This window comes from Melghirimyces algeriensis, from assembly GCF_900182565.1.
GTDB lineage: Bacteria > Bacillota > Bacilli > Thermoactinomycetales > DSM-45169 > Melghirimyces > Melghirimyces algeriensis.
In genome coordinates this window covers 542,491-569,385 of record NZ_FXTI01000001.1, presented here as the reverse complement: position 1 = coordinate 569,385, position 26,895 = coordinate 542,491, and the positions used below count along the sequence as shown (strand labels likewise).

The window sequence follows — 26,895 nt, the reverse complement described above, 5'->3', positions numbered from 1 at the left end:
CACGATTCAATTGTCCAGATGCGAGTCGTTCATAAGTTTACCTTATTGTACACTCGCTTTCATCCTAACCCTGAAGGGCTGTCTATAAAAACATAAAGAGCAGGCATGGCCTGCTCGAAGCGGATGAACAGTATTTGATTCATCTCGAGAATAATTAGGATTTCCAAATTGGAAATCCAAAGGCCAGCGACTAAAATTGCGAACTTAAAATCGCTATGTATTCCCTTTTACCAATTCATTTATAGAATACCACAAAGGGAAATCGCTTGCAACGACCAAACCCGTTATTTACAGTGTTTAGAACGAAAAGATTTGGATCGGCTTTTTGCCGATCCAAAAAATTTTACAGTTCATCGGAAATTTGATCTTTCATTTTCTCTACAAATTCCTCATCACCGTTCTTTGCATTAATAAACACTGTGTATTTACTTTTCCCCAATCTACCGGCAAATTCGTAACATAACGTTTCTTTTTCATTATCTCCAAAGATGACCGCTAACTGCGATTCTTTCACTTTCAACTTGGGATTCACATATTTCCTGGCTTGGTCTTTGGTCAGTGTCGGTTTTAAATTTCGGTTTTCCTTATGGTTAAAAACATAATCATTTGCCTGATATCCAGTAATTTCTCCATTGTCCAACGCCACTTTGATAACAACCGATTCTGGATAGATCAATACATCATCTTCTTTTCTTACAAACGTAAAGGATGACATATTGCCGGCATCGTCATAATTGACCGCTTCCATTTGCGGATAACCCAAGCGGTCCATAAACTGGATCGCCTTCACCTGTGCCTGTTCCAAACTTAGGTTCTGTTTTTTTACATCTCTGTCATAATCCATCCACAACACATGCCCGCCTTTTTTCGTTACATCTGCATAGACCTCTTCACCGTTTTTCATCTTGACCCGTGCACTGTATATGGAAGTGTTTCTTTTTTTGTTGGCAACAACCTTTACCTGATCTGAATCCTGAAGGTTCAAGATATCGGCAATCTTCTCTTTCACTTCCTCCGGGGTTACAGGTTCTCCTTTTAGTTTGGTCACTTTTTTTCGCTGATGGGATTCCAGGTTGTTAACACTGGGACCCCAATCCACTTCCTTATAGCCTTCAGAGAGTTTATCAACTTTTTTAAAGCCATTGATAATGGTGTTGTCCATAACCTTGTCTTCAGAAGCCATCGCCAGCTCTACATCCATCCATCGTAAATTCTTCTCAAGGATTTGCGACTGAACCTTTGACAGGTCCTGCTGGATGGCATTGGATTTTTTATACAGTGTTTGCAGTGTATGATATTCCCGTTCATTGAGGGGCTTTCTGTCCAGGTCTCTGACTCCCAACCGATAAGTAAAATCTCCGATCTTTGACAGAAAGGATTCCGTTTTATCAAAAGGCATTAACGATAGTGGTAACTGACCTAAATCATTCTGGGCAACAAAGGATAAACGCCATACATTTGTTAGACAAGTGGATAACTGTTTTTTTGTATTCAGTGCCAGAGCCTTGCCCAATTCATCCTGAAGCTTATCCACATGAAAGTTCAGATCATGAAACGCCCGTTGATACTGGTTTTCCGCCTTGATTAATAAGCTGTTTTTCTCTTGGTTCTCTTGATATCCCCATACTGCTGTGCCAATCAATGCCAAAGTAACGATCGGAAAAAGCACAGCGGCAATCCGTCTGTACACGGCTGAACCACCCCTTCATTCTCTGAATAACCTAATGTTGGCTCTTTGAATGACTCAAATGATGTCAAATATAGCTTGATCCACATCTCCCATCTTTATGCAAAACAAAAAAGCCGGACCTCTCGGACCGACAGACTACTGATAAAGACTACAATTTAGAAAAGAAGGGGATTTCCGGTGAATCATTCTGCGGAACCTCCAGAGGTCCTATCGGTTCAGCGGATAATTGGGTTCCGACCGGCTTATAGCCTTTCAGATGAGATATCAAATCCTCGTGGATCATCATTATCGCAAATGCATTGCCGAAACCCTGTATCCAATTTCCCTTTTTTCATGCTGCCCTTTAAAACAAAGCGCTCCCCACACTGTTTACATCGGATTTTCACCAAGTAACGACGAGAATCTGCCATAAGCACTCCCTCCCACCACTAGGAAATCCTTTTTCTATTATCGGCAAAATCAATGCTTTTTAGTCTATGTTCAGACCATAGATTTACCATTCGCATTGCTCTTTGAATTCCATATAATAAGGATAGAGAACTTAACAGCTTTTTCGGGAGGTCGAGTATGAAACGGATAACAATTATTACTACTGGTGGTACCATTGCCATGGCAGAAGATGAACAATCAAACAGCGTAAAACCAAAAGGAATGGAAAGCTTTCAATCCTTCTTTCCTCTGCTTTCCCGTTATGCTCAAATTGAAATGGATGACTTCATAAACCTCCCAAGTCCCCATATCACTCCGGAATGGATGTATCAGATTGGAAAACGGATTTCTTACCATTTATCCCGCTCAGAAGTAGATGGGGTGGTTGTGACACACGGGACAGATACATTGGAGGAGACAGCCTTTTACTCTGACCTGACTGTTCCCGGCAATAAACCGGTTGTTTTTACAGGTGCGATGCGAAGTCAAAATGAATTGGGAGCCGATGGACCCGTTAATTTGGTCAATGCCATCCGAACCGCTGCTCACCCTGAAGCCCAAGGCAAAGGCACTTTGGTGGTCTTTAATGATGAGATCCATGCAGCCCGATGGGTAACGAAAACCCACACCAGCAATGTGGCGACTTTCCGCTCTCCGGCTCAAGGCCCTGTGGGTACACTGACCAAAAAGGATATAGTGTTTCATCAATCTCTGACGAGAAACCGGCTGTTCCCACAACTCCCCCCCGTAGATGACATCTTTTTAATAAAGGCAGCAGTAGGAACAGACGACCTGTTTATCCGCGCTGCTCTGGATCAAGGGGCATCCGGGCTTGTATTGGAATCTCTTGGGCAGGGAAACCTTCCTCCAAAGATGCTCCCTGGGCTTTTGGACGCTTTGAAACAAAATGTTCCAATTGTATTGGTATCCCGCTGTTACAACGGTTTTGTGGAAGATACCTATGGCTATGAGGGAGGCGGAAAGCAATTGAAAGAGTGGGGAGTGATCTTTTCCAACGGGCTAAACGGACAAAAAGCGCGGATCAAACTGATGACCGCGCTTCATGTCAGCCGTGACGCAACTGAACTTCAAACCCTTTTCAAGGATTCTCTGAGAGACCGGGATTGATCAGGAGGTCGCTGTCCGCATCTTTTCACCAATGTGGGCGGCGATTTTTCCCCCATGATACCGTCCATTTTCAATAAAAATGGAATTGGCATCCTTACCGGCGGCAATGACACCTGCAATATATAGTCCCGGCACTTGTGTTTCCATTGTCTCTGAATCATGGATTGGAGCACCGGTTTCCGAGTCGATATTTACACCCAGTTTCTGCAACATATCTGTCTTAGGACGGTATCCCGTCATGGCAAAGACCGCATCATTGGCGATGGAAAACGTGTGACCTTCCTGTTCCAACTCCACTTTATCTTCCAAAATACGTTTTACAACGGTATTCCAGTACATCTTAATCCAGCCTTTTTGAATCGCACTTTCAATCACTGGTTTCACCCATGCTTTTACACTGTTTGTAAACGCTCCCCGACGGTAAGCCATAGTTACATTGGCCCCCGCCTGATGTAAGTCCATCGCACAGTCAACAGCGGAATTTTTCCCGCCAATCACCAACACATTTAAGCCAGCGTATGGATGCCCTTCCGTATAATAATGTTTAACTTTGGACCGTTCCTCCCCAGGGATATTCAATTTATTGGGGTTGTCATAATACCCTGTAGCCATCACGACGTGGCGAGTGGTGTAGCGTTGGATCTCTCCGTTTTTTTCTGTTTGGATGACAAAATGTCCGTCTTCCTTTTCCATCCCGGTTACACGTTCATAGGTGTGAACATCCAGATTATATGCTTTTACAGCTGCCCGGTAATACTTGAGGGCTTCCAGACGATTGGGCTTTTCATTTGTTGTGACAAAGGGAAGACCACCAATCTCCAACAATTCCGGTGTACTGAAGAACTGCATATTTGTCGGATAGTAATATATCGAGTTGACAATACAGCCTTTGTCGATCACCAACGGATTTAACCCCTGTTTTTTTGATTCAATGGCAACAGATAACCCACAGGGCCCTGCTCCGATGATAATAAGATCCTTCATGACTGAATACCTCCTTATGAAGAAAACAGAAAAACACCTCCCAATTTCAGGCCAGGTGCCTTTCTGTCCTTTTCTTTGCTATTATTATACCCAACCGCGAAAACGAGAAGCTTCCGCTGCTTTACGTACTCCCACCATATAGGCCGCCAAACGCATATCCACTTTTCGGTTTTGAGCAGTCTGATATATATTATCAAAGGCCTTGACCATAATATCTTCCAGTTTTTGTTCCACTTCTTCTTCCGACCAATAATATCCCTGGTTGTTCTGCACCCATTCAAAATAGGATACCGTAACTCCACCTGCACTGGCCAAAACATCCGGTACCAGAAGGATATCACGTTCACTCAGAATCCGGGTCGCTTCCAGAGTCGTGGGACCATTGGCTGCTTCCACCACAATCTGCGCTTTGATCCGATGGGCGTTGGATGCAGTAATCTGATTTTCCACCGCAGCAGGAACCAAAATATCACAGTCCAACTCCAGAAGTTCCTCGTTGGTAATGGTATCCTTGAACAAATTGGTAACTGTACCAAAGGAGTCACGACGATCCAACAGATAATCGATATCCAGGCCATCCTCATCATACAAGGCACCATAAGCATCGGAAATGCCAATCACTCGTGCACCAGAATCGTTCATGAATTTTGCAAGGAAGCTACCCGCATTACCAAAACCTTGAATGACCACTCTGGCTTCTTTTAGAGACACACCCCGCTTTTTGGCGGCCTCACGAATCATAAGAGCCACACCTTTGGCGGTTGCTGTCTCCCGCCCACGAGATCCCCCAAGTACCAAGGGTTTACCAGTGATAAAACCCGGAGAATCAAATTCACGGATTCGGCTGTATTCATCCATCATCCAAGCCATGATCTGTGAGTTTGTAAAGACATCCGGTGCCGGTATATCCTTTGTAGGACCCACAATTTGGCTGATTGCTTTTACATATCCTCTGGATAGACGTTCCAGTTCACGAAAGGACATTTTCCGAGGGTCGCAAATGATCCCTCCTTTCCCTCCACCGTAAGGGAGGTCTACAATCCCCGCTTTCAGACTCATCCAAATTGAAAGCGCCTTCACTTCACTTTCAGTAACATCCGGATGAAACCGAACTCCACCTTTTGTCGGTCCCACCGCATCATTGTGTTGAGCCCGGTAACCGGTAAAAACCTGGACCGAGCCATCATCCATACGGACAGGAATCCGCACATGCATCACGCGCAAAGGTTCTTTCAAAAGATCAAATACCTGTTCTGGATAGCCCAGTTTATCCAAAGCTCTCTTAATAACCGTCTGTGTTGAAATGAGTACGTCCAAATTTTCTTCTTTTACCTCCGCATTGGAGGATTCCGACTGCTGTTCCATCCCTGACCACCTCAAAAAGAATAATTCCCATAAATTCATTAACAAGTATACACCAGTTACCTTTAAAAAGAGAACACTATTTCCTTGTCGGATTTTTTCTTCTTCTCTTATGCATAACTTCTTCCCATTCAATGAAGTATCATGCGCCCATTTTGATTATAATGGATACGAATTAAAAAAGGAGGTACCTTTATGAAAAACAAACTGATGTTTATCTATGCTCATCCGGATGACGAAACGTTCGCCTCAGGTGGAACCATTCTCCAATATGCCCATCAACCTGGGTGGGAAGTCACTCTATACTGTGCTACGCGCGGAGAGGGCGGAAGCACCGGAACTCCCCCTCTTTGCCCCCAACATCGCCTCGGTGAAGTCCGGGCCGATGAATTGGCAAAAGCAGCAAAGGTTTTGGGAATTGACCGGGTGATCCTAAGAGATTTCGGTGACGGAAAACTAGCGAACGTCCCCTTTCACATTTTGGTTGACGATATCACTCAGTCAATTTGCAAAGAGCAACCGTCTGCAGTGATCACATTTCCTTCACATGGTATTTCAGGACACCCAGACCATCAGACAATCCATCAGGCAACAACAGAAGCTATTAGACAGATTCAAAAAAACCGAATGATCCAGCTCTATTATATCGTGATCCCTCAATCGGTCGCAAAGGAGCAAACGATCTATACAACTCCCGATCAGGAAGTAACAAACCAAGTCAATGTGTCCGTCTGGCGGAAAAAAATAATGGAAGCATTGCAATGCCACAAAACACAACAACGTTCGGTTGAACGCGTTTTTCCAGGAGTTTCAAACGGTCATTGGGAACATTTAAGAACATTTGAGTATTACCAAAAAGCAGGAACCACAGGCATATTCAGGGAGGATGGACTATAAATATAAAACGATCGCGTTTAGCGGTCGCGATCGTTCACAAGGATATCAGGAAAAATAACGGGTAATCCCGCCAGTAGCTTCCTGAGCCCATATGGTTTTTCCGTATTCTTTCAATACATGTTCGGTCACTGTGGACGCTTCCCCGAATTCAGACAACACTGCAATTCCTTTTTGCAATGTTTGATTTTCCATATCGGTGTCCAGAACCAGAAAATACTGACCGCGATATGCATATACCCTGCCTACAGATCCGATCAAGGGTTGGACACGATGTCCCGCCTGCACCAGATGTTCAAAGTCGTGAAACTGAAAGATGACTTGGTCACTCTCCTCCAACGTCACTTCCAATTCATACATATCATCGCCATCCAACTCATCAAGTTCATTGGGGGAAGGGAGTCTGCCCCGCGTGACCACGACTACCATCCCTTGGGCCGGCAAAGCGAACACCTCCACGGCAACGGGACCCGAAATTTCAAAGTCAAGCTCCTGATATGCCTGTTCCATCATATCATTAAAGAGCTCATGTACTTTTGGTATATCCCGCCAAATGTCTTCTTTTTCAATTCCCCGCTCCATTAAATCATCCATTGATAAAAAAAAGCGGATTTTATCTTGGCTAAGTCGCTCGACACGCATGGTTTACCCTCCCTCACTGGAGACCCGCCACAATACAGCGTATGAGGGCGAGACATTGATCGTTACGCGTTACCAGGTCCCCTTTTTCATCTATCCCTATCATACACAAACTTTCCCTTGTGTGCACTAACCAATCTCAACTGTAATATATAAAAAGGAACCCTGGACTTTCCAGCCGGGATTCCCGTCAATTCAGCAACCTTTCCTCATCTTAGCCGAAGATGAAGGATGTGAACTCCCGTGCCTTGCCATCCGGCTACATCCTCGCACCTGATGAAGGATCAAACAGCAAACATTTACTGATTATATGGCGGAGAGGGAGGGATTCGAACCCTCGAGACGGTGATCACCGCCTACACGATTTCCAATCGTGCTCCTTCAGCCGCTCGGACACCTCTCCATAATGTCGCCAATACATTCTATTATAATGGGTTTTCCTTGTCAAGGAGAGTGTGATGATTTATCAACCAGATCTTTTTGCTTTTCTTGCCAGATCCATATCTCCCATATGATAAAGACAACGAACGATAACGGTCCTGTGATCGGGATTTGATAAATGAGAACTCCTCCTGTCACAATGGCCAGTAATATCACTAAATGATGAATCAGAGAGGTACCTCTTTTCGACCATGGAAGGTATATGAAGCAGAAAACTAACGCTCCTCCTGCCCGTGCGAATTGTCTGCTTGCCAAAACCGAAAAGCTTGAAGCAATCACAAAATCCAGATTTAAATATTGCCAAACCACAGGAAGAGAAGTACGCTGATCTGGAAGCCACAAGACGGCCAAAACCGAACCAATCCAACCTAAAATCACACGGAACCACAGTTTGGACAGCATGACTCCCACCTCCTGTTACTACAATTATATCCACTATCGATTCGAAAGATGACCCATAACACCTCCAACCACTCAACGCCCAATCAACTATACCATGGACAACTTGCTCAGTTGCGCCTGATAACCTTTGAAGATGGAAATACTTTGGGTTCAACACCCTTGTTGTGGACAATCCCCAGTTATTTTGACGCAAAATAGCAAGATTGGTTTGATTTCCCCCTCCCGTCAAGCAGATATTAAAAAGACGACATCCTGGGCATATACTGCCAGACTGAGGTGTTGTATCGAAAAACCCCCTTCGGCGATGTGAGCTGCATCGCTGAAAGGGGGCCTTTGTCCTCAATACCGTGCCGTCACCATTTTTTTGCGGGTGTAGAACTCCACACCGTCTTTCCCGTTGGCATGAAGGTCCCCGTAAAAGGAGTCTTTCCAGCCGGAGAATGGGAAGAAAGCCATCGGGGCAGGAACGCCCAGGTTGACACCCAACATTCCAGCATCAGCTTCCTCCCGGAATTGACGCACCGCTTTGGCGCTGTCCGTATAGATGCACATGCCGTTAGCGAAGCGGGAACGATTGGCCACTTCGATCGCCTCAGTCAGATCTTTTGCCCGAACCACCGAGAGGACCGGAGCGAAGATCTCCTCTTCCCAGATCTTCATGCCGGGTTTGACCTCGTCGAAGATCGTCGGGCCGACGAACCAGCCTTCTTCGGGCAAATCGTCTTTCCGTCCATCCCGCACCAACCGGGCCCCTTCCTTTTCTCCGATCTCGATAAAGCCCAATGTCCGTTCTTTGTGGGTATCCCGGATCACCGGGCCGAGAAAGACATCCTCCTTTAGACCGTTACCGATCCGGATCTCGTCGGAAGCGTTCACCAACCGGGCGACCAGTTCGTCGCCGATATCACCGACGGCCACCACCACAGAGCAGGCCATGCAGCGTTCCCCGGCGGAACCGAAGGCTGCGCCGATAATACCCTTGACCGCCGTATCCAAGTCGGCATCCGGCATCACCACCGAGTGGTTTTTGGCCCCAGCCAGGGCTTGCACCCGTTTACCGTTGGCGGAAGCGTTTTTGTAGACATATTCCGCCACCGGCTGGGACCCGACAAAAGAGATCGCCCGAATATCCGGGTGTTCCAGAATGCCGTTCACCACGTCATGGGCACCGTGAACCACGTTGAGCACTCCTGCAGGAAGTCCCGCCTCGGTGAACAGTTCGGCCAGCCGGTTGGCACACAGCGGCGCGCGCTCTGAGGGCTTCATGATAAAGGTATTGCCGCAGGCGATGGCGAGAGGAAACATCCAACAGGGAACCATCATCGGAAAATTGAAAGGGGTGATGCCTCCTACCACCCCCACGGGATAGCGGTACATTCCGGATTCAATGCCGTTGGCGATGTCCGGCAACTGACTGCCCATCATTAGCGTAGGGACCCCGGCAGCGAATTCCACGCACTCGATACCCCGTTGTACTTCCCCAAGGGCTTCTTTGAAGCTCTTGCCATTTTCCACCGTGATCAAGCGGGCCAGTTCTTCTTTGTGTTCGATCAGCAATTGCTGATATTTAAACATGATCCGCGCACGGACCGGGACCGGGGTTTTGCGCCAGCTCCGAAACGCCCTGTAAGCGGCTTTAGCCGCCCGATCCAGCTCTTCTTTCGACGAGAGGGGAACGGTCCCCAGGGATTCGCCAGTGGCCGGGTTGGGCACATCCAGCTGCTTGTCAGAAGTGGAATCGACCCACTCCCCGCCTATAAAGTTTTTCAGTTTTTTTGCTTGAGTTGGTACCGTCATCATCCTACCCCTTTCTCGCATTGATAATCGATTGATTTTACGCTCGTTGGCTGGCTATCAACTCTTCCACTTCAGAACGGCTGGGCATCGCTTCGGAGCAACTGTGGCGGCTGACCACGATTCCTCCCGCTGCGGCGGCGAATTCGGTTCGTTTCCGCGCCGGCCACCCCTGCAACAGCCCGTAGGTGTAAGCGGCCGCAAAACCGTCTCCCGCCCCAAGAGTGTTGAGCACCTCCACAGGTACCACTGGCACGCGGAACGCCTCCTCTCCATAGAAGAGAACGCCGTTACCACCGCGTTTGGCCACCACTTCCCTCACCCCTAGGGAAAGAAGGTGTTTGGACGCTTCGTCGGGGTCATTCGATTCTCCAGCAAAGACCAGCTCCGGCTCGTTGGCCAGAATCACGTCCGCCATCCGAATGGCGATCCGGTAGTAAACCCGTGCTTCCTCTTCACCGCCCCAGAACATCGGACGCCAGTCGAGGTCCAGCACGTTCAATCCTCCAGAAGCCCGATTGGCCTCCAAGGCGGCCAAGGTCGCTTCCCTTCCGGGGGACTGGGAAAGAACCGTACAGGAGACGGTCAGTACCTTGGCTTCCTTCAGGGCGTCGAAATCGATGTCTTCCAAGGAGATGTGAGCGTCGGCACAGGGTTTGCGATAAAAGAGCACATCAGAGTCCGACGGGGGAAACAGAGCAGCGAAGGCCAGCCCCGTCGGATAGCAGGGATCGGTCTTCACCATGCTGGTGTCCACCTTTTCCTCCTTCAGCCGTTCGGTCAGGAAGGCGCCGAATTCATCATTTCCCACTCGGCTGATCAATCCCGCTTTCGCTCCAAGACGGGCAAGGCCCACCGCCGTGTTTCCTGCCGAACCTCCCAGATATTTGTTGAAGGAACGCACCTTTCGAAGCGGAGTATGAATGTCGTTGGCATAAAGATCCACGATCACGCGTCCCAAGCTGTAAACTTCCGCGCCCATCAAACGACCTCCTTCGATGTCTTTTCGTGAACCGCCTCCGCCAACCGCGCGGCCACCGTAGCCGGTTTTTCCCCATCCTCAGGGAACAGGACCCCACGCCCGATCATCAATCCCCGCACATGGGGACCGGCATTCAGGCACCGTTTCACATCTTCCACCAACTCATCCGTCGCCCCCGGCTTTCCACCGCCGAGCAAAACGATCGGACAGGTGGTAGCCCGTGCCACCCGGTCAAACTCCGCGGTCATCGGCAACTTCAACCAGCGCCCTTCCGTGGTCCGTCCCAACCCTGTCGCCACCCCGGTCAGCCGCACCATCTCATCGGCATTGCGTGGGATGGACAGAGGTTCCAAAAACTGGGGTAAACCCCGGTCGGCCAAATCGTTCAGAGCTTCATAGCAATAAGCCAGCGTGCGGGCACAATCCCGGTCTTCGGGATGGAGGCGCAGGAGGAGTTTTCCCCCGTCGAGACCCATCTTCTCCATCTCTTCCGCCGTATAGGCCGTCACAAAATCGTCCAGTTCAAAAGATGTGCCGGCTAAACCCCCCCGGTTCATCGAGCCGATCAGAACCTTTCCGTCCAGGAAATCGGCTTGGCCGTTCTCTTTCAGCCATTCATTCACCAAGAACAATTCGTCAAACAGATCCGGCGTCGCCAACAATCCATCGATCCCAGGCTGGGAGAGGACGGTGGCGATCCGGAACAGGAGCTCCCCTCGATCGGCCATCGCCCAAGGGTTCCCTCCCCCGCCGGTTTCCCGCCGGGCCGGGTGATCACAGGCGAGAATGACCAGTTTCTCCGCTTGCCACCCCTTCCGACGGATGCGCTGGGTGGCCAGCCGCCGCGGGCGGCCCGGATCCCGGAGCTTTTGGTGCAGGATGGTTGACAGAAGTTCTTCCTTTTCCAACACGGTCATGCCGCTTCCCCCTCTACTTTCCTTGTTCCACTTTCCCCATGATATTGCCATCTTTGGGGGCGATGTGTTTAAAGTTACTGTCGATCTGGAATTTCCAGGTCCGGTTGTGTCCGGCCATCACATTCAAATAGTAGGAATCGAATCCAACCGGTACACCCACGGGATGGTATCCTTTCGGAACCAGCACCACATCCCCATCGGAGGGAGTGAGTACTTCATCCAGCCCCTGTTTGTCGTACACCCTTTGCCATGCTTGCCCCTGGGAAGGGTTTAACCGATGGTAGTAGGTTTCTTCCAAATAGGCCTCGTTTTCCGACTCGGTGTCATGCTTGTGGGGAGGGTAGCTGGACCAATTGCCGCTGGGAGTGAGCACCTCCACGAGCAACAGCTTCTTCGCGGGGTGGTGTTCGTCAAGGATGTGCCGGATATAACGGCGAGTACTCCCTTCCCCCCGTTCCTCATAGGGGATGTCCGCTGGCGTGATGCGCCGGACAGGTCCCTCTCCCTCCTCCGTCACCGCCGAGGCAACCGCCACTTCGGTTCGGGTGACCGCTTCCACCTCGATCGCGGCACCGGGAGGACAATAGACCGCTTCGGGAGATTGGTTGTCAAATACCGAGGTGCGGGATCCGACCGAGGAAAACCTCTCTCCGCTCGCGCTCACGTGGCAGGTTCCCTCCAAGACGATCACGGCCTGTTCCAAGCCCGGCCGATCGAGGGAAAAACATTCCCCTTCCTTCAGTCGGTAAACTTCAAATCCCGTGTAAGTCCACCCGGCACTCTGCGGTGTCACCTGCACTACCGGATCGTTTCCTTCCGCATTCGTGCGGGAGCGAGCCAGCAGCGTTCGATTCGGCATGATGTATCATCCTTTCATAGGGAGTTTGGTTCAAGAAGTCTGGACGGTCATGACTGCGGAATCGATATAGTCTTTGGCCATCTTCGCATAACGATAGGGATTAGCCACCCTAGGATCCTGTTCGGCCTCCACCACCACCCAACCATCGTATCCTCTCCCCAACAATTCCCTGAAAATCGGGAGGAAGTCGATGCATCCTTCCGGATCGCCCGGCACCGTGAACAACCCATTCACCACCGCAGACCGGAAATCGATATTTTCCCTTTGGACCCAGTCCAGCACCTTTTGTCTCACGTCTTTCAGATGAACGTAAGGGATTCGATCCCAGTAGATCCGCAATTGTTCCAGCGGATCATAGCCCCCGTAGTAAGCGTGACCCGTGTCATACAGCAGGTGGACCAGGGAGGGATCGGTCGACGACATCAATCGGTCCACCTCTTCTTTGGTTTCCACCACCGTTCCGGCGTGGGGGTGAAACACCAGTGTCTGCCCGTATGTTCCGCAAATCTCGCCGGCCTGGTGCAATCCCTGGACCAAGGACTTCCATTCCGCGTCGTTCAGCTTCTGGATGCTGTTGTCTTTTTCCGGTCGGCGGGGGTCCCAATGCATCGATCCGCCCATTTCGCAGGTGATCACATACTTACTCCCCATTTCATGCAGGAATTTCGCCCATTTCGCAAAGGATTGCAACTCCTGCTCCAGCCGTTCAGGATCGGAAAAGATAACCCCCACAAACTTGCTGGCCAATTGGATGTTATATTCTTTCAACTTGTTCTTAAAAGCGGGAATATCTGACGAGAAAATTCGTCCCATTTCAGTGGATACATACCCGATGGTGGCCATCTCGGACAGCACTTTGTCTTGCGTGTACAGATCGTCTCCCAGGCCCGGAATATCGTCATTCACCCAGCTGATCGGGGCGATCCCCACCCGTAAAGGATTGATTTGTGTCACACTCATCTCCCCTTTCACATCCTCTCACACAAGGCCCTACCCTTCCGCGATCCTCAATACGGACGAGCACGCTTCAAGTTTTCCTCTTTGTCCCGATACGCTTGACGCACACGGGGATTGCCGGATACCTCCGCGACACCGACGTGCCACCAGGATTCGTAGTCGCCGGTCATTGTCTTGGGTAATACCTTGATGTCGATCAGCGTAGACACCGTCTGCTTTTTCGCGTCATCCAAAGCCTCCCGCAACTCTTTCCGGTTGCGGACGCTGTAAGTCTTCACCCCATAGGCCGAGGCGGCCTTGGCAAAGTCGATCGGCATCAATCCGCCTTCCAGTTGATGGGTGTCGGGCTTCCGATACCGGAATTCCGTCCCCAGGCTGCCCATGCCGTTTTCCATCTGCAGATTGTTGATACACCCGAAGGATGCGTTGTCAAACAGCACCACGTTGATTTTCTTGCCTTCTTGCAGGCTGGTCACCAGTTCAGAGTGCAACATGAGGTAGCTTCCGTCCCCCACCATGGCGTACACTTCCCTGTCGGGCTCCGCCACCTTCACGCCGAGAGAGCCGGAGATCTCGTATCCCATGCAGGAATACCCGTACTCCATGTGATAGGTATTGGGCTCACGTGCCTGCCACATCCGCTGCAAGTCGCCGGGCAGACTGCCAGCCGCCCCCACGACGACGGCCTTGGAATCGATCTGCCGGTTCACCTCGCCGATCACTTCCGTTTGAGTCAGACGGGAGCGGTGGAGCGCGGCGAACTCCGGTAGCACCTCGTCCAGTTGCCCTGCAATTTCCGGCTTGAAACCCTCATCGTCATAACAGGTGTGGTGGAGCCGATCCAGTTCCTTCTCCCATGCATCCTTGGCTCTCTTGATTTCATTCGTATATCCTGAACGGTAATCCGTCGCCTCCAACTCCTTCTCCAAAGCCTCCAGAGCGAGTCGAGCATCAGCCACGAGTTTGACAGAATCCAGCTTGGTGGCATGATAGTCGGATATGTTGATCGTCAGGAATTCCAGCTCAGGATGCTGAAACAAGCGTTTGGAAGCGGTGGTGAAGTCGGAATACCGCGTACCCACGCCGATGATCAGATCCGCTTCTTGGGCGATCCGGTTGGCGGCGAGGTTGCCGGTCACTCCGATCCCGCCCAGGTTGTGGGAATGATCGCTCTCCACCGCGCTTTTGCCGGCCTGGGTCTCACCGTAGGGAATGTTGAATTTCTCCGCAAACCGCCGCAAAACGTCCCCCGCTTCGGAGTAGCGGACGCCACCGCCACACAGGAGGAGGGGTTTCTTCTTTCGCCGGAGCAACGTAACCGCCTCCTGAAGGTCCGCCGTGGCAGGGACACGCCGATCGATGCGGTGGACCCGTTTTTTGAAGAAGATCTCCGGAAAATCATACGCTTCCCCCTGCACATCCTGGGGAAGGGCGATGGTAACCGCTCCCGTGTTGGCTGGATCGGTCAGGACGCGCATCGCCTGGATCATGGCCGTCATCAATTGCTCCGGCCGGTTGACCCGATCCCAGTATTTGCTGACCGCCCGGAAGGCGTCATTCGTGGTCAGCGTCATATCATGGGGATGTTCCACCTGCTGAAGGACAGGATCGGGCTGTCTCATGGCAAACGTATCCCCCGGAAGCAACAACAGCGGGATGCTGTTGGCGGAAGCCGTCGCCGCAGCTGTCACCATATTGGCCGAACCCGGACCGACAGAGGAGGTGCAGGCGATGATTTGTTTCCGGTGCCTTTGCTTGGCGAAAGCAATCGCCGCATGGGCCATCCCCTGTTCGTTTCGCCCCTGGTAAACGCCCAGGTCTCCTGCCTCTTCCTCTAACGCCTGACCGATTCCCAGCACGTTTCCGTGGCCGAACAGGGTGAAAATTCCATGGACAAATTTCCTTTCGTTCCCGTCAAACTCCACATATTGTTGATTCAAAAACCGAATCAACGCTTGCGCTGTCGTCAGCCTGACTGTATTCATATCTGGCATCCCCGCCTTTCCTTAAGGTTAAGCGCTTCACAGCTGATTGAAAAAAAGAAGGCCACTCAGAAAAACTTGCGGATCGCCTCTTCCGTTTTCTCTTTTCCCACTTGAATCGCTTTTTCCACTTCCCAATCCCAATATTCCGGCCGGAACAGTTCAATCGATACCATTTCGTCATAACCGATCGCTTTCAGTGTCGCCAGGATGGAATCGAGGGGGATCGCCCCCTCACCCGGCCACAGTCGGTGGTGGTCCCGCAAGACGCCGACGGGGAGGTCTTCGCAGTCATCAATGTGGAAGGCGAAAATTTTGGAGGGATTCGCCTTGCGTAAGTCTTCCAGATGCGAGTTCATAGCGTGGAAGTGAAAACAATCCAGGACCAGACCCACATCCTCCCTGTTCACTTCTTCCACGATCTCGTAGGCTTGGCTGAAGGTGTTGACCGAACAATTGGGATAACCGACAAATTCCAGGGCCAAACGCATGCCGTAGGGTTGCGCCAGCTCCACCAATTCACGCATCCTCGCAACCGTCTCTTTCCGGATCTCCGATTTGCTCCGGTCCCCCACGTCAAACGTGGGGATGACGACGATGTTTTGGCAATTGAGGATTTCTCCCATCTCACAACAGAACACCAGGTCCTCTTTGATTTGATGGAAACCCTCATCGTCCCTGAAACTGATAAATTCCAAGGCATTAAAGGCAAAGGGTTGAATCCGGCTGTTGGAAAAGAATGCTTTCAGGTCTTTCACCGTGCGTTCCTTTAGATACTCCTTCAATTGATCCAACCGGATTTCGATGAGATCATATCCGTGTTTTTCGCAGGCCTCCAGATCCAGTTGGAGCGTGGAACGTTTCATGGTCGTCGCTTGGTTGAATGCGATTTTCACCGATTATCCCGCCCTTCAATATCAAGATTTCCTGTTCTTCCGCGAGTCGATGAGGACAGCCGTCACGATGATGATCCCTTTCAGGATTTGCTGCCAGTAGGAGGAGACGTTCATCAGATCCAGCCCGTTGTTGAGTACCCCAATGATCAGCGCGCCGATCATTGTTCCCGGTATGGTTCCGATTCCACCGGTCAGGCTCGTGCCCCCGATAACAGCCGCGGCGATGGCATCCAATTCATACATAACCCCCATGCTGGGCTGACCCGCACTGATCCGGGCCGTCAGCATCAGGGCGGCGATCCCCGTAAGGAAACCGGCGTAGGTGTACACCAGAATCAGATGGCGATCCACGTTGATCCCGCAGATGCGGGCCGCTTGTTCATTACCCCCGATCGCGTAGGTGGATTTCCCAAATTTGGTGTTGTTCAATAACAAATGGGAGATGAGCCCCATCACTAGGAACATGATGATCGGAAACGGAAGGCCCAAAAGATCGCCTGAACCCATGAAGAGAAAGGAATCCGTCAAGTTTCCAATCGGGCGCCCGTTGCTGTACAACAAGGCCATTCCCCTGGCGGCGGTCATCATGCCCAAGGTGGCGATAAACGGAGGGATCATCCCTTTCGTCGCGATCGTTCCGTTGATCAGCCCCGTCAATGCCCCGATGCCCAAGCCGATCAAAATCGGAACCACCAACGAATGGCCTCCTTGGGCAAAGCTGGCCGCCATCACGGAGACCAATGCGATCACTGAACCGGACGAGAGGTCGATCCCCTTGGTGATGATGACAAAGGTTACGCCCATGGCGACGATCCCGATAAAGGAAACCTGCCGAACGACGTTGATTAAGTTAAAGTAGGTGAAGAAATGGGGAGTCAGGATCGACATCAACGCCACCATGCCAAGAAAAATCAAGAAAATTCCATAACGGCTGACAACCTCGGACCCTTTCTCCTTCCAATCCACCCGCACCCGCCCGTTGACAGGCGCCTGTTTTTCAATGGTTTGTTGGTTTTTCATACGATCTCACCTTCCTTTTAGATCGGCTCTACTGAAAGGCAATCTGCAATATCCGTTCCTGATTGGCTTCTTCCCTGCTCAATTCGCCCTTGAAATGGCCCTCGTGCATCACCAGAATCCGGTCACTCATACCCAAGATCTCAGGCATTTCTGAGGAAATCATGATGATGGCTTTTCCTTCCTGAGCCAATTTGCACATCAGCTTGTGGATTTCCGCTTTGGCGCCCACGTCCACCCCTCGTGTCGGTTCATCCAGGATCAACAGATCCGGATCATTGAGCAACCATCGGGCCAACAGGACTTTTTGCTGATTCCCGCCGCTCAAATTCATGATGAGTTTGTTCAGGTTCGGCGTTTTAATGTTCAACTTTTCGACCATGGACACACAGCTTTGTTTGACTTTTCCACCGTTGACGAAACCGAAATTCAAGAACTTGTTCATCCCGGACATGATCATGTTCTCTTTGACGGACAGCGGAAGGAAAGCGCCAGTCAATTTGCGGTCTTCCGTTAACAACCCGATTTTATGCCGGATCGCGTCAGAGGGGTGTTTGATCTTGATGGGCTTCCCGCAGAGATAGATTTCTCCCGACGTGGGAGGATCGACCCCGAAAATGCTTTCAATCACCTCGGTCCGTCCCGCACCCATCAACCCCGCAATCCCCAAGATCTCCCCCTTTCGCACTTCAAAACTGATATTTTTGAATTTTCCTTCTTTTGACAGGTTTTTAACCGACAAAATGACCTCTTTGATTTCCGCCGGCTCTTTGTGAAAGACTTGCTTGATTTCCCGTCCCACCATCATCTGAGTCAACGAATCATGATCCAATTCATCCGTCCGTTTCGTTCCGATGTATTGACCGTCTCTCAAAACGGTGATTTCATCGCAAATCCGGAAAACCTCATCCATTTTGTGGGAGATATAAATAATTGCAACCCCTTTGCTTTTCAGGGAGCGGATGATTTCAAACAGATACTTCACCTCTTTATCCGTGATGGCGGAAGTAGGTTCGTCCATGATGATCAGATCCGCGCTATGAGAAACTGCCATCGCAATTTCCACCATCTGCATGCTGGCGATGGTCAGATCTTTCATCTTCGTCGTCGGATCGATCGGAATGTTTAAGGTTTCAAACAGTTCTGCCGTCTGTTGGACCAGCTTTTTTTTGTTGACCCATCCCGTCTTCCCGTATACAGGTTCCCTTCCCAGAAAGATGTTCTCGGCCACCGTCATTTCCGGAATCGGGTTCAACTCTTGATGGATCATCGAAATCCCTTTTTTCAGCGCATCCTTGGGACCGGACAGCTTCAACTCTTCCCCTTTGAAGGAGATCGTCCCACTGCCGCTGTAGATACCGAAGAGAATTTTCATCAAGGTGGACTTTCCCGCTCCATTCTCCCCCATCAACGCGTGAACGGTGCCTTTTTTAACCGTGAGTTGAATCTTGTCTAGCGCTTTCACACCGGGGAATTCTTTGGATATGTCTTTCATCTCCAGAAGAATTTCTTCTCCCACCTGTCCTCACCTCCGGGTTCATGAATAAGGGGAAGGAGCGGCGGTCCGCCGGGGTCTCCCCTTAGTTATTCTCAGTTGCTTTTATTCTTGTTGTACACATCCCATCTCTCTTCAAACTCTTGCACATTCCTTTTCGTGATCAATTCATAGGGAATCCAGACCATCTTGTCCTTTAGCTTTTCCCCTTTGGCCAGTTTGACCGCCGTATCGATGGCACCTTTGCCTTGCCCTACCGGATCCTGAAACACGGAGACGTCCAGATCGCCGGATTTGACATACTTCAGCGCATCGGGGGTTCCATCGACCCCGGCAACCACGGTTTCATCCAATTTACCCGCTTCCTTCAGGGCTTTGATTGCACCGATCGCCATCTCATCGTTGTTCGCCACCACGGCATCAATCTTTTTACCAGATTGGAGCCAGTTTTCCATCAGCTGAATCCCTTCGGCCCGTTGCCACTTAGCCGTTCCTTCAAGGATAATTTGCATGTCCGGATGCTTTTGGATGACTTCTTTGTTCCCTACCGTCCGTTTCACTTGCGCTTCGTGACCCAGTTGACCGGTCATGATAGCGACATTTCCCTTATTATTCAGAATTTTGGCTACCTCTTCCATCTGAATGATTCCGCCCTTGATTGACTCGGAACCGACATAAGAATCTACATCTTTCATAACATCCTTCGGAGGAATCCGGTTGACGATGACAATCGGAATATTGGCCTGTTTGGCCACATTCACCATCGGTTTTACCGCGGCGGTGTCAACGGGGCAGACGACGATCACGTCCACTCCCTCGGTGGCGAACTTTTCAACTTGGGACAATTGTTTGCTGGAATCGTTTTTGGCGTCTACCATTTTGAGATCGACATTCTTGTCTTTAGCGCCGTCTTTCATCGCATCATACAGATAGGAAAGCCACTTGTCGTCAAAGACGGGCATCGCTGCGCCGACGACGACCTTTCTGTCAGCATTTGATCCGTCACTTGCACAACCCGTCAGCGCACCGAACAACACAACCAAGGCCATTAACAAACCCGTGATCTTTTTGCATTTCATCGATAAGCCCCTCCCGTTACTTTTCAATCAAGACCTGTAGAGCGTAAATTTATAATGGAACCCTCCGAAAAAGGAGGAATTTCTCCAACTCTCCGTTTCCAGCAATGATGCCCGGCAGGATGGCTTTAATCTGGAATCTCGATCCAACCCCGTTTTTCCGCGGACTGCTCCACCGCTTCCAATACCGCCTGGTTTTTGACGCCGTCTGCAAAGTTCGGTTCAGGACTGGTCCCTTGGGCAATTCCATCCATCAGACGGAAGACAATGTTGACAAAGGTGTGTTCATAGCCGAGAATGTGGCCGGCAGGCCAGTAGGAACCCGCAAAGGGGTGACTCTCTTCCGTGCAATTGATGGTCCGGAAACCCTGCAAACCGGGTTCGTCTTCTTCCAAGTAAACGTGCAGGTTGTTCAGGTTCTCCATATCCCATCGGATCGACCCTTTTTCCCCGTTGATCTCGAAGCGATTGCCCGCACGGTTCCCTCGGCTGAACCGGGACGCTTCAAAGGTACCGATCGCCCCATTGTGGAACCGGGCCAAGAACATGGTGGCGTCGTCCACCGTCACCTCTCCCCACTGATCGGATTGGATTTGCCCTTTCAGGTTGTTCGTCATCGTTCCAAGCGGGCGTTTTTTCACGAACGTCTCCATCATCCCGGCGACTTCATGGAATTCTCCCACCAAAAAACGCGCCAAATCGATGATATGCGCACCCAGATCACTGAGCGTTCCGCCGCCCGACACTTCCTTCTTCAACCGCCAGATAAGGGGAAATTCCGGGTCCATCAGCCAGTCTTGCAGGAACGTGGCCCGCATATGATAGATCTTGCCCAGCCTCCCCTCGTCGATCAATTTTTTGGCGTACTGCACAGCTGGGGAAAAGCGATAGTTGTGGCAGATCATGTGGGTAACACCGGTTCTGTTCACCGCTTCCAGCATCCGTTTGGCTTCGTTCAGGGACATGGCCAACGGTTTTTCGCAAAACACATGCTTGCCGGCGTCGGCGGCAGCGATGGCAATGTCCGCGTGGGTATTATTTGGGGTAACAATGTCGATCAGATCGATGTCCTCCCGCTCTATCAAACGACGCCAATCCGTTTCCCAGGATTCCCATCCCATCTTGTCCGCGGCGGCTTTCGTCGACTCTTCATCCCGCCCGGCAATTGCTTGCAATCGGGGTTCCACATCTGGATTGAAGTAGAAAGGAACATCCCGGTACGCGTGGGAATGGGCCCGTCCCATCAGCCGATAACCGACCATTCCAACCCGTATCTGTTTTTTTGATGCCATCCAATCACATCCCTTTGCGGAAGATCCACCCAACAGTTATCCATGGATCGTCGTTTGTTTTCTGAAGTCGATGCTTTTTCCTGTTTTGGCGCTTTCATAGATTGACTCCAAGAGTTGAATCGAGCGGAAACCGTCCTCAGCCGTGACAGGCGGTTGGGTGCCGTCGAGGATGGCATCCACAAACAATCGGTCCTCTTCCCTATATCCCCACTTGTCTTGGATGGAGAGCTGATAAAAGTCTTCCAACTGAATCGGTTGCTTCAATCCTGGAGCGACCATCACTTTTTCCAGCTCTTGGGTAGCCACCGTGGAATGCTTTCCATAAACCTCAAGACTTTCAAAGGGGAAACTCCAGCCGGCGTGGGCGTAGGTGACGAAATTGGCGATCGCACCCGACTCAAACGTCAGCATGATCGCGAAGGTGTCCAATTCAGCTTCCGACAGGTTTTGCCGGGCTTCACAGTGGATCGTCTGCACTTCGCCAAACAGATAGCGGCTCAGATCCATGAGGTGGAACGGAGTTTCGTACAGGAATCCGCCCGTAATTTTGGGATTGGACGTCCAGGCGGGCTCCAACAATTCACCCCGGTTCATTTTGATATGAGCCAAGTACGGATTCAGATCCCCTGCATCGATCAACTCCTTTACCTTCTTGTACACCAAAGCGTAGCGGCGGTTCATCCCCAGATTGTACAAGGCCTTGGACTTCGCAGCGGCTTGCCGGATTTTCTCCGCTTCCGGCAAGGAGGTGGCCATTGGCTTTTCCGAGAAAACATGCACGTTGTTTTCCAGACATTTCAACACGGGTTCCACATGTAAGGTGTTGGGGGTGGTCACATATACCGCGTCGATGCCCAATTCAAAAAGATCTTCCACGCTTGAAACCGGTGTCGCGTCTCCCACTTCCTTCGCCAAAGTAGCGGCTCTTTCTTCGGCAATGTCGGCCACCCCGACGATCTTTACCCGCTGGTCTTCGCTCAGGATCGAGCTGTGCACCTTGGCGATGCCGCCCGCTCCCAAAATTCCCACGTTTACTTCCGGCATGGGACCCACTCCCTTAATGGTGATCTCTTTTTAAGCGCTTACATTTTTGCGTCATCAATCTTACCCTTTATCGGATGGACAGGGGCCGGTCGATTGACGGATAATGAGACGGGGCAACATGATGATTCGTTTTTTCAAGTCGCTCTTCCCCTCGATCTCTTCGATGAGCAGGTCGACGACTTGGGAACACATGTCCTGCATCGGCTGCTCCATCGTCGTCAACGGAGGATCGCAAGCCCTGGACAGCAGGGTGTTGTCAAACCCGATGATGGAGAGATCGTCTGGAACGGGGATTTTCTTTTCCCGCGCCGCCAAAATGGCATCAATCGCCAACAAGTCGTTGCATGCGAACACCGCCGTCGGCCGGTCGGAAGCTCCCAACATCTCCCCTACCAGGCGTTCCCCGTTTCCCCGATTGAAATCGCTGATAGCGATCCACTCTTCACGAACCTCGATACCGTTTTCCATGAGCGCCTGTTTGTAGCCGCGAATCCGGTCCTGGGTGCTGGTGGCATCCTCCCCCAGAACAGCGATCCGTCGGTGTCCCAGAGAGAGAAGGTAGCTTGTCACTTCATATCCCCCGGTGAAGTCATCCACCTTGACACTATTGACTGAAGTCGATGGGTGGGATTCCGCCAGCAATGCGACAGGCGTTTGTTCCTCCAGCAATTCCTTGATGATCTCCACACTCTTAAAACCACCGGCCAGGATAAACCCGTCAACGCTCTTCTGTTTCAGCAGAGATGTGTAGAGCGCCTCTTTGTTTGGATCGAAATCGGTACTGCAAATGACGAGGTTATATCCCCGTTCATGAGCACGATCTTCCACCCGGCGGGCCATTTCCGCAACAAAGGGGTTGGCTAGATCGGGGAGCAGGAAACCGATGGTGGAAGTTGGTTTGCCTGTCAGGGCCGATGCGAGAACACTGGGCTTGTAATTGAGTTCACGCATCGCCTGCAATACTTTTTCCTTGGACTTTTTCCCCACCCGTTGATTGTTCAACACATACGACACGGTGGCAATGGAGACACCTGCTCTCTCCGCTACGTCGTAGATGGTTGGTTTCATGGATCATCCGCCTCTTTTCATTCGCGTTGGACGAAACGGTTATAAGTCTCCCTTTCGTCCCATTCTGGTCTTAAACCGCTTTGACGGGCTCCAGCTGGATTTCCGTTCCCGTTTGGTAGGATTTGGTTGCAGCGATAGCGATTTCAAGGGCGATTTTTCCGTCGACTTCATTCACATTGGGCTTCTCATCATTTTGCAGATGTTCGATAAAGGAAACCATCTCCATGAGATAGGCATCCCGGAATTGCGACGGAAAGTCGGGATAAATGTCATAAGAACTTCGGTTCTTAGCCAGGATTTTGATATCGTGATGCTGCATCGAGCCAATCTGGATCGCCCCCTCCGTACCGATAATCTCAGCGCGGATATCGTACCCGTATGCCGCATTGCGGCTGGCTTCGATATCGGCCGCCGCACCAGAGTCAAAGGTGAGATAGGTCAACGCCTGGTCTACATCGTTAAACTCCGCAACATACTTCTTCTCCACCACGCTTCCGAGTCCGCTTACAGTCGTGACGTTCCCGCCCAAGAAAAACCGGGCCGAATCGTAGTCATGGATGGAAAAGTCCAGATATAACCCGCCGCTGTGTTTGATGAAGTCCGGTGGCGGCGCGATTCCGTCCCGCGTAATCCCTTTGAAATAGATCGGCTTCCCGATATCCCCGGCCAGTATCCGCCTTTTCGCTTCCACGTACGAAGGATCAAACCTTCTCATAAAACCGACCTGACAGAAGACGCCCCGGTCATCAATCGCCTTGATCACTTCCTCCGCTTCTTCCACCGTACGTGTGATCGGCTTTTCGACAAAAACGTGTTTTCCGTGGGCGACGGCTTTTTTGATCATGTCGGCATGAGTGGAAGTGGGAGTGACGATGACCACAGCGTCAATACCGCAATCTTCAAACACATCGTCAGGGTTCTGGTGCCATTTCGGCACCCCCAGGTCACGCGCCACCTGTTCCGCTCGTCCTTCCATCGGATCAGCGACAGCGATCAATTCGCCCCCCCTCACTCGCTGGGAGAGATTTTCCGCATGCCAGTATCCCAATCTTCCCAATCCCAGTACCGCGCAACGGATTTTTTTTGCCAACCGGCACACAACCTTTCTGTTCAATTTTCCAAAGCGCTTAAATTATGAACGTCGCCAGCATGATTTCCTTTTTTTCTTCAAACAATGATAAACAGCCATTGATAGCGTTTACATAAACCTGTAGTAGATACCAATGAAAATCAGACACTCCAAACCTTCCAGCGGGAAAACCAATCGAATAAAACCTCATATTTTTCGGGAGTCTAACGATCAACCTCCGACTTTGAAACTGTTTTCTAAGCGCTTCAAAAAGAAGTATAAAGCAATGTCCGATGAATTTCAATAGTTGGACAAATTTAATTTTTAGAAAATTATCCCTTTAACAACCTGCAAACCATCCCAAATCGCTCTGGACAAGTATTTATATTTCTAACTGACAGTTGTCTTCTTCCGACTCTCAGCCCTTCCGAATCATGGGCCATTAGTGAATAAAATCACCAAACGTCAGGCGTCAGCAGGGATATTCCCGATTGGAAAGAGAGATCGTTTGGAAACCCCACCTCTGCCTTCTCTTCCTATCAATACACCTGAATCATCGACTTGCAAAACCCCGAAAAGCGTTCTAAAATAAAGTTTGGCAAGAGGCTATTATATGGAAGGAGATCATTCATGCGTACTTGGGTTGACAAGGACACTTGTATCGCCTGTGGGGCATGTGGAGCCGCAGCTCCTGATGTATACGATTATGATGAAGATGGTATCGCCTATGTCATTTTGGATGACAATACAGGAACTGCGGAAGTCCCTGAGGAATTTCATGAAGATGTATGCGATGCGCAAGAAGGTTGCCCCACAGATTCGATTAAAGTAGAAGACGAATAGATTCTGAACAAAAAGGCTCCCTGATCAAGGAAGCCTTTTTTAATCGCTTGAGTCCAAATAAAGACTGACTTCAGCCAATCCGCCATCAACATTCACCACCTGATGATAGCCACAGGTATATAAAAAGTTGACAGCATAGACACTTCGGACACCATGAGCACAATAAACATAGATTTTCCGTTTTGGGTCCAGGCGATCCAACTGTTCGGGGAGTGTTTGAAGAGGAATCAAAAGAGCATCTTCCAAGTGATATATTTCCCACTCCTTTGGCTCCCGAACATCCAGAAGTAAAGCATGATTCAACATCTTATCCCGGTATTTTTTTGCAAAAGAGTGAGCACCAATCCGATGCTTGCTATCTTTTTCCGTCATGAAAATCACCCATTACGGTTTCCTTATTTGACTCCCTACATTTTAACATAGGTAAACAAATGAAATTGATTCTGCTGATAAAAGAGAATAAAATGAGATAGAGTAACGTTTCATTATACATAATTCAGATCAGGGAGGTTGTATTTTCATGGCTGAGAAACAACTAACGGTGGATGCCTATATTGAAATTCCGACGGGCAGCCAGAACAAGTATGAATACGACAAAGAGGAAGGCGTGTTTCGTTTGGACCGGGTGCTGTATTCTCCCATGCATTACCCTACAGAATACGGCTACCTGAAAAACACCCTGGCGGAAGATGGAGATCCTCTTGATATTCTGGTACTGACGACATTCCCTACTTTTCCTGGTTGTGTCATTGAGTCCCGCGTGGTCGGTGTGTTGTTGATGTCTGATGACAAAGGCAAAGATGAGAAACTTCTGGGTGTTCCTACGGAAGATCCTCGCTGGAATCATGTAAAAACGCTTGAAGATATCCCGGAACATACCTTAAAGGAAATCGAGCACTTCTTCCAGGTATATAAAGATCTTGAAAATAAAGAGACCCGCATTGAAGGCTGGAAAGGGACCGACGAAGCGACACGATTGTACCAGGAAAGCCTCGCTCGCTATAAGGGATAACGCAAAAAACCTCCGACACCCCATGGATGGGATGCCGGGGGTTTTTTATGGCTTTTTGGACCAAGGATCGACTGTCCCTACAACCGTTTGTTTTTGATTGGATTGGATCGCCCGGATCACTCCTTGACTGATCTCTTTATTGGTCAACCATCTCGAACCATTCTTCTCCACAACGAATCCGAGAATGACTTCGTGATATTGAATATGAGGATATTGCATAAACTGCTTTTTTCTTCTTCCATCTTGTTGGGAGGGGTCTGCCACACTGCTCCCTAGAACATGAAAATAATCACAGGATGGCGTTGTCTCATTCAATAAGGATGCCAACTGATAGGGTGCTTGGGGAGCAGTTGAATGAATCCAAACGACAGCCATCCGGATTGGTCCATACGTCGATATGGCTTTCTCCACTTGATGAATAAATAAATGATCATCTCGATAATCCACTTGTACGGGATGGATACAACCCTCAACAGAGCCGCTTTCTTCAACCAAGGTATTTAAGCGCTTTTGATTTCGTGCAATCACCGTTACATTGCAGCCTTTCTGGGTCAGATAAACGGATACATCTCGAAGCATCCCCGTCCCACCCACAACAATCACATGCAAACGATTCACCTGCC

At 50.2% G+C, this 26,895-nt stretch carries 26 protein-coding genes and 1 tRNA gene; 4 read left to right on the top strand and 23 right to left on the bottom strand.

What is annotated here, in order from left to right:
• Positions 1–343: 343 nt before the first annotated feature.
• Both ypeB and FN782_RS16630 read right to left on the bottom strand, forming a co-directional pair.
• On the bottom strand, positions 344–1,690 hold the full coding sequence (ypeB, locus tag FN782_RS02670; RefSeq protein WP_142504209.1) for a germination protein YpeB: 1,347 nt from the start codon (positions 1,688–1,690) through the stop codon (positions 344–346).
• A gap of 242 nt (positions 1,691–1,932) precedes the next feature.
• A complete protein-coding gene (locus FN782_RS16630) occupies positions 1,933–2,100 on the bottom strand; it encodes a hypothetical protein (RefSeq protein ID WP_185955990.1) in 168 nt (55 codons plus the stop codon).
• 157 nt (positions 2,101–2,257) lie between these two features.
• Between FN782_RS16630 and FN782_RS02665 the strand changes: the two genes are divergently transcribed.
• On the top strand, positions 2,258–3,247 hold the full coding sequence (locus FN782_RS02665) for an asparaginase (RefSeq protein ID WP_142504208.1): 990 nt from the start codon (positions 2,258–2,260) through the stop codon (positions 3,245–3,247).
• Here the strand turns inward: FN782_RS02665 and FN782_RS02660 are convergent, their stop codons facing one another.
• Together FN782_RS02660 and FN782_RS02655 are read right to left on the bottom strand one after the other, a co-directional pair.
• A complete protein-coding gene (locus FN782_RS02660) occupies positions 3,248–4,231 on the bottom strand; it encodes a YpdA family putative bacillithiol disulfide reductase (protein WP_142504207.1) in 984 nt (327 codons plus the stop codon).
• A gap of 84 nt (positions 4,232–4,315) precedes the next feature.
• Positions 4,316–5,596: a Glu/Leu/Phe/Val family dehydrogenase gene (locus FN782_RS02655; protein ID WP_142504206.1), complete on the bottom strand. Its 1,281-nt coding sequence runs from the start codon at positions 5,594–5,596 to the stop codon at positions 4,316–4,318.
• Positions 5,597–5,788: 192 nt separating this feature from the next.
• Here FN782_RS02655 and FN782_RS02650 point away from each other — a divergent pair, with 192 nt between their 5' ends.
• A complete protein-coding gene (locus FN782_RS02650) occupies positions 5,789–6,490 on the top strand; it encodes a PIG-L deacetylase family protein (RefSeq protein ID WP_142504205.1) in 702 nt (233 codons plus the stop codon).
• A gap of 45 nt (positions 6,491–6,535) precedes the next feature.
• Here FN782_RS02650 and FN782_RS02645 read toward each other — a convergent pair whose 3' ends face one another.
• The 17 genes from FN782_RS02645 to FN782_RS02565 form a co-directional block, all read right to left on the bottom strand.
• Entirely contained in the window at positions 6,536–7,129 is a 594-nt protein-coding gene (locus FN782_RS02645; RefSeq protein ID WP_142504204.1) for a genetic competence negative regulator, read from the bottom strand.
• A 308-nt stretch (positions 7,130–7,437) separates the two neighbouring features.
• Positions 7,438–7,529, bottom strand: a tRNA-Ser gene (locus FN782_RS02640).
• Between the two features lie 41 nt (positions 7,530–7,570).
• On the bottom strand, positions 7,571–7,969 hold the full coding sequence (locus FN782_RS02635; protein WP_142504203.1) for a hypothetical protein: 399 nt from the start codon (positions 7,967–7,969) through the stop codon (positions 7,571–7,573).
• A gap of 339 nt (positions 7,970–8,308) precedes the next feature.
• Complete coding sequence (locus FN782_RS02630; protein ID WP_425462668.1) at positions 8,309–9,769, bottom strand: CoA-acylating methylmalonate-semialdehyde dehydrogenase; 1,461 nt, start codon at positions 9,767–9,769, stop codon at positions 8,309–8,311.
• Positions 9,770–9,803: 34 nt separating this feature from the next.
• Positions 9,804–10,745 (bottom strand): 5-dehydro-2-deoxygluconokinase, encoded by a 942-nt coding sequence (gene iolC / locus FN782_RS02625; protein WP_142504201.1) that lies wholly within the window; start codon positions 10,743–10,745, stop codon positions 9,804–9,806.
• Entirely contained in the window at positions 10,745–11,662 is a 918-nt protein-coding gene (locus tag FN782_RS02620; protein WP_142504200.1) for a Cgl0159 family (beta/alpha)8-fold protein, read from the bottom strand. The genes iolC and FN782_RS02620 overlap by 1 nt, the downstream gene beginning before the upstream one ends.
• 13 nt (positions 11,663–11,675) lie before the next feature.
• Entirely contained in the window at positions 11,676–12,521 is an 846-nt protein-coding gene (iolB, locus tag FN782_RS02615) for a 5-deoxy-glucuronate isomerase (protein ID WP_142504199.1), read from the bottom strand.
• Between the two features lie 30 nt (positions 12,522–12,551).
• Positions 12,552–13,481 (bottom strand): myo-inosose-2 dehydratase, encoded by a 930-nt coding sequence (gene iolE / locus FN782_RS02610; RefSeq protein ID WP_142504198.1) that lies wholly within the window; start codon positions 13,479–13,481, stop codon positions 12,552–12,554.
• 47 nt (positions 13,482–13,528) lie between these two features.
• Entirely contained in the window at positions 13,529–15,463 is a 1,935-nt protein-coding gene (iolD, locus tag FN782_RS02605) for a 3D-(3,5/4)-trihydroxycyclohexane-1,2-dione acylhydrolase (decyclizing) (RefSeq protein ID WP_142504197.1), read from the bottom strand.
• A gap of 65 nt (positions 15,464–15,528) precedes the next feature.
• Positions 15,529–16,356, bottom strand: a complete 828-nt coding sequence (locus FN782_RS02600; protein ID WP_142504196.1) for a sugar phosphate isomerase/epimerase family protein — start codon at positions 16,354–16,356, stop codon at positions 15,529–15,531.
• Positions 16,357–16,377: 21 nt separating this feature from the next.
• Positions 16,378–17,376 (bottom strand): ABC transporter permease, encoded by a 999-nt coding sequence (locus tag FN782_RS02595; protein WP_142504195.1) that lies wholly within the window; start codon positions 17,374–17,376, stop codon positions 16,378–16,380.
• Positions 17,377–17,404: 28 nt separating this feature from the next.
• Positions 17,405–18,868, bottom strand: coding sequence for a sugar ABC transporter ATP-binding protein (locus FN782_RS02590; RefSeq protein WP_425462675.1), 1,464 nt, complete (start codon positions 18,866–18,868; stop codon positions 17,405–17,407).
• Between the two features lie 95 nt (positions 18,869–18,963).
• Complete coding sequence (locus FN782_RS02585) at positions 18,964–19,947, bottom strand: sugar ABC transporter substrate-binding protein (RefSeq protein ID WP_142504193.1); 984 nt, start codon at positions 19,945–19,947, stop codon at positions 18,964–18,966.
• 125 nt (positions 19,948–20,072) lie between these two features.
• Positions 20,073–21,236, bottom strand: a complete 1,164-nt coding sequence (locus FN782_RS02580) for a Gfo/Idh/MocA family protein (protein WP_142504192.1) — start codon at positions 21,234–21,236, stop codon at positions 20,073–20,075.
• 36 nt (positions 21,237–21,272) lie between these two features.
• Complete coding sequence (locus FN782_RS02575; protein WP_142504191.1) at positions 21,273–22,280, bottom strand: Gfo/Idh/MocA family protein; 1,008 nt, start codon at positions 22,278–22,280, stop codon at positions 21,273–21,275.
• A 60-nt stretch (positions 22,281–22,340) separates the two neighbouring features.
• Complete coding sequence (locus tag FN782_RS02570) at positions 22,341–23,348, bottom strand: LacI family DNA-binding transcriptional regulator (protein ID WP_142504190.1); 1,008 nt, start codon at positions 23,346–23,348, stop codon at positions 22,341–22,343.
• Between the two features lie 70 nt (positions 23,349–23,418).
• On the bottom strand, positions 23,419–24,438 hold the full coding sequence (locus FN782_RS02565) for a Gfo/Idh/MocA family oxidoreductase (protein WP_142504189.1): 1,020 nt from the start codon (positions 24,436–24,438) through the stop codon (positions 23,419–23,421).
• Positions 24,439–25,047: 609 nt separating this feature from the next.
• Here FN782_RS02565 and FN782_RS02560 point away from each other — a divergent pair.
• Complete coding sequence (locus tag FN782_RS02560; RefSeq protein WP_142504188.1) at positions 25,048–25,260, top strand: ferredoxin; 213 nt, start codon at positions 25,048–25,050, stop codon at positions 25,258–25,260.
• A 39-nt stretch (positions 25,261–25,299) separates the two neighbouring features.
• On the opposite strand, the gene FN782_RS02555 is transcribed toward FN782_RS02560, so the two are convergent.
• Complete coding sequence (locus FN782_RS02555) at positions 25,300–25,632, bottom strand: rhodanese-like domain-containing protein (protein WP_221930155.1); 333 nt, start codon at positions 25,630–25,632, stop codon at positions 25,300–25,302.
• A 148-nt stretch (positions 25,633–25,780) separates the two neighbouring features.
• Here FN782_RS02555 and FN782_RS02550 point away from each other — a divergent pair, with 148 nt between their 5' ends.
• Entirely contained in the window at positions 25,781–26,272 is a 492-nt protein-coding gene (locus FN782_RS02550) for an inorganic diphosphatase (protein ID WP_142504187.1), read from the top strand.
• A 45-nt stretch (positions 26,273–26,317) separates the two neighbouring features.
• On the opposite strand, the gene FN782_RS02545 is transcribed toward FN782_RS02550, so the two are convergent.
• A complete protein-coding gene (locus FN782_RS02545; RefSeq protein WP_281285907.1) occupies positions 26,318–26,875 on the bottom strand; it encodes a short-chain dehydrogenase in 558 nt (185 codons plus the stop codon).
• Positions 26,876–26,895 lie beyond the last annotated feature (20 nt).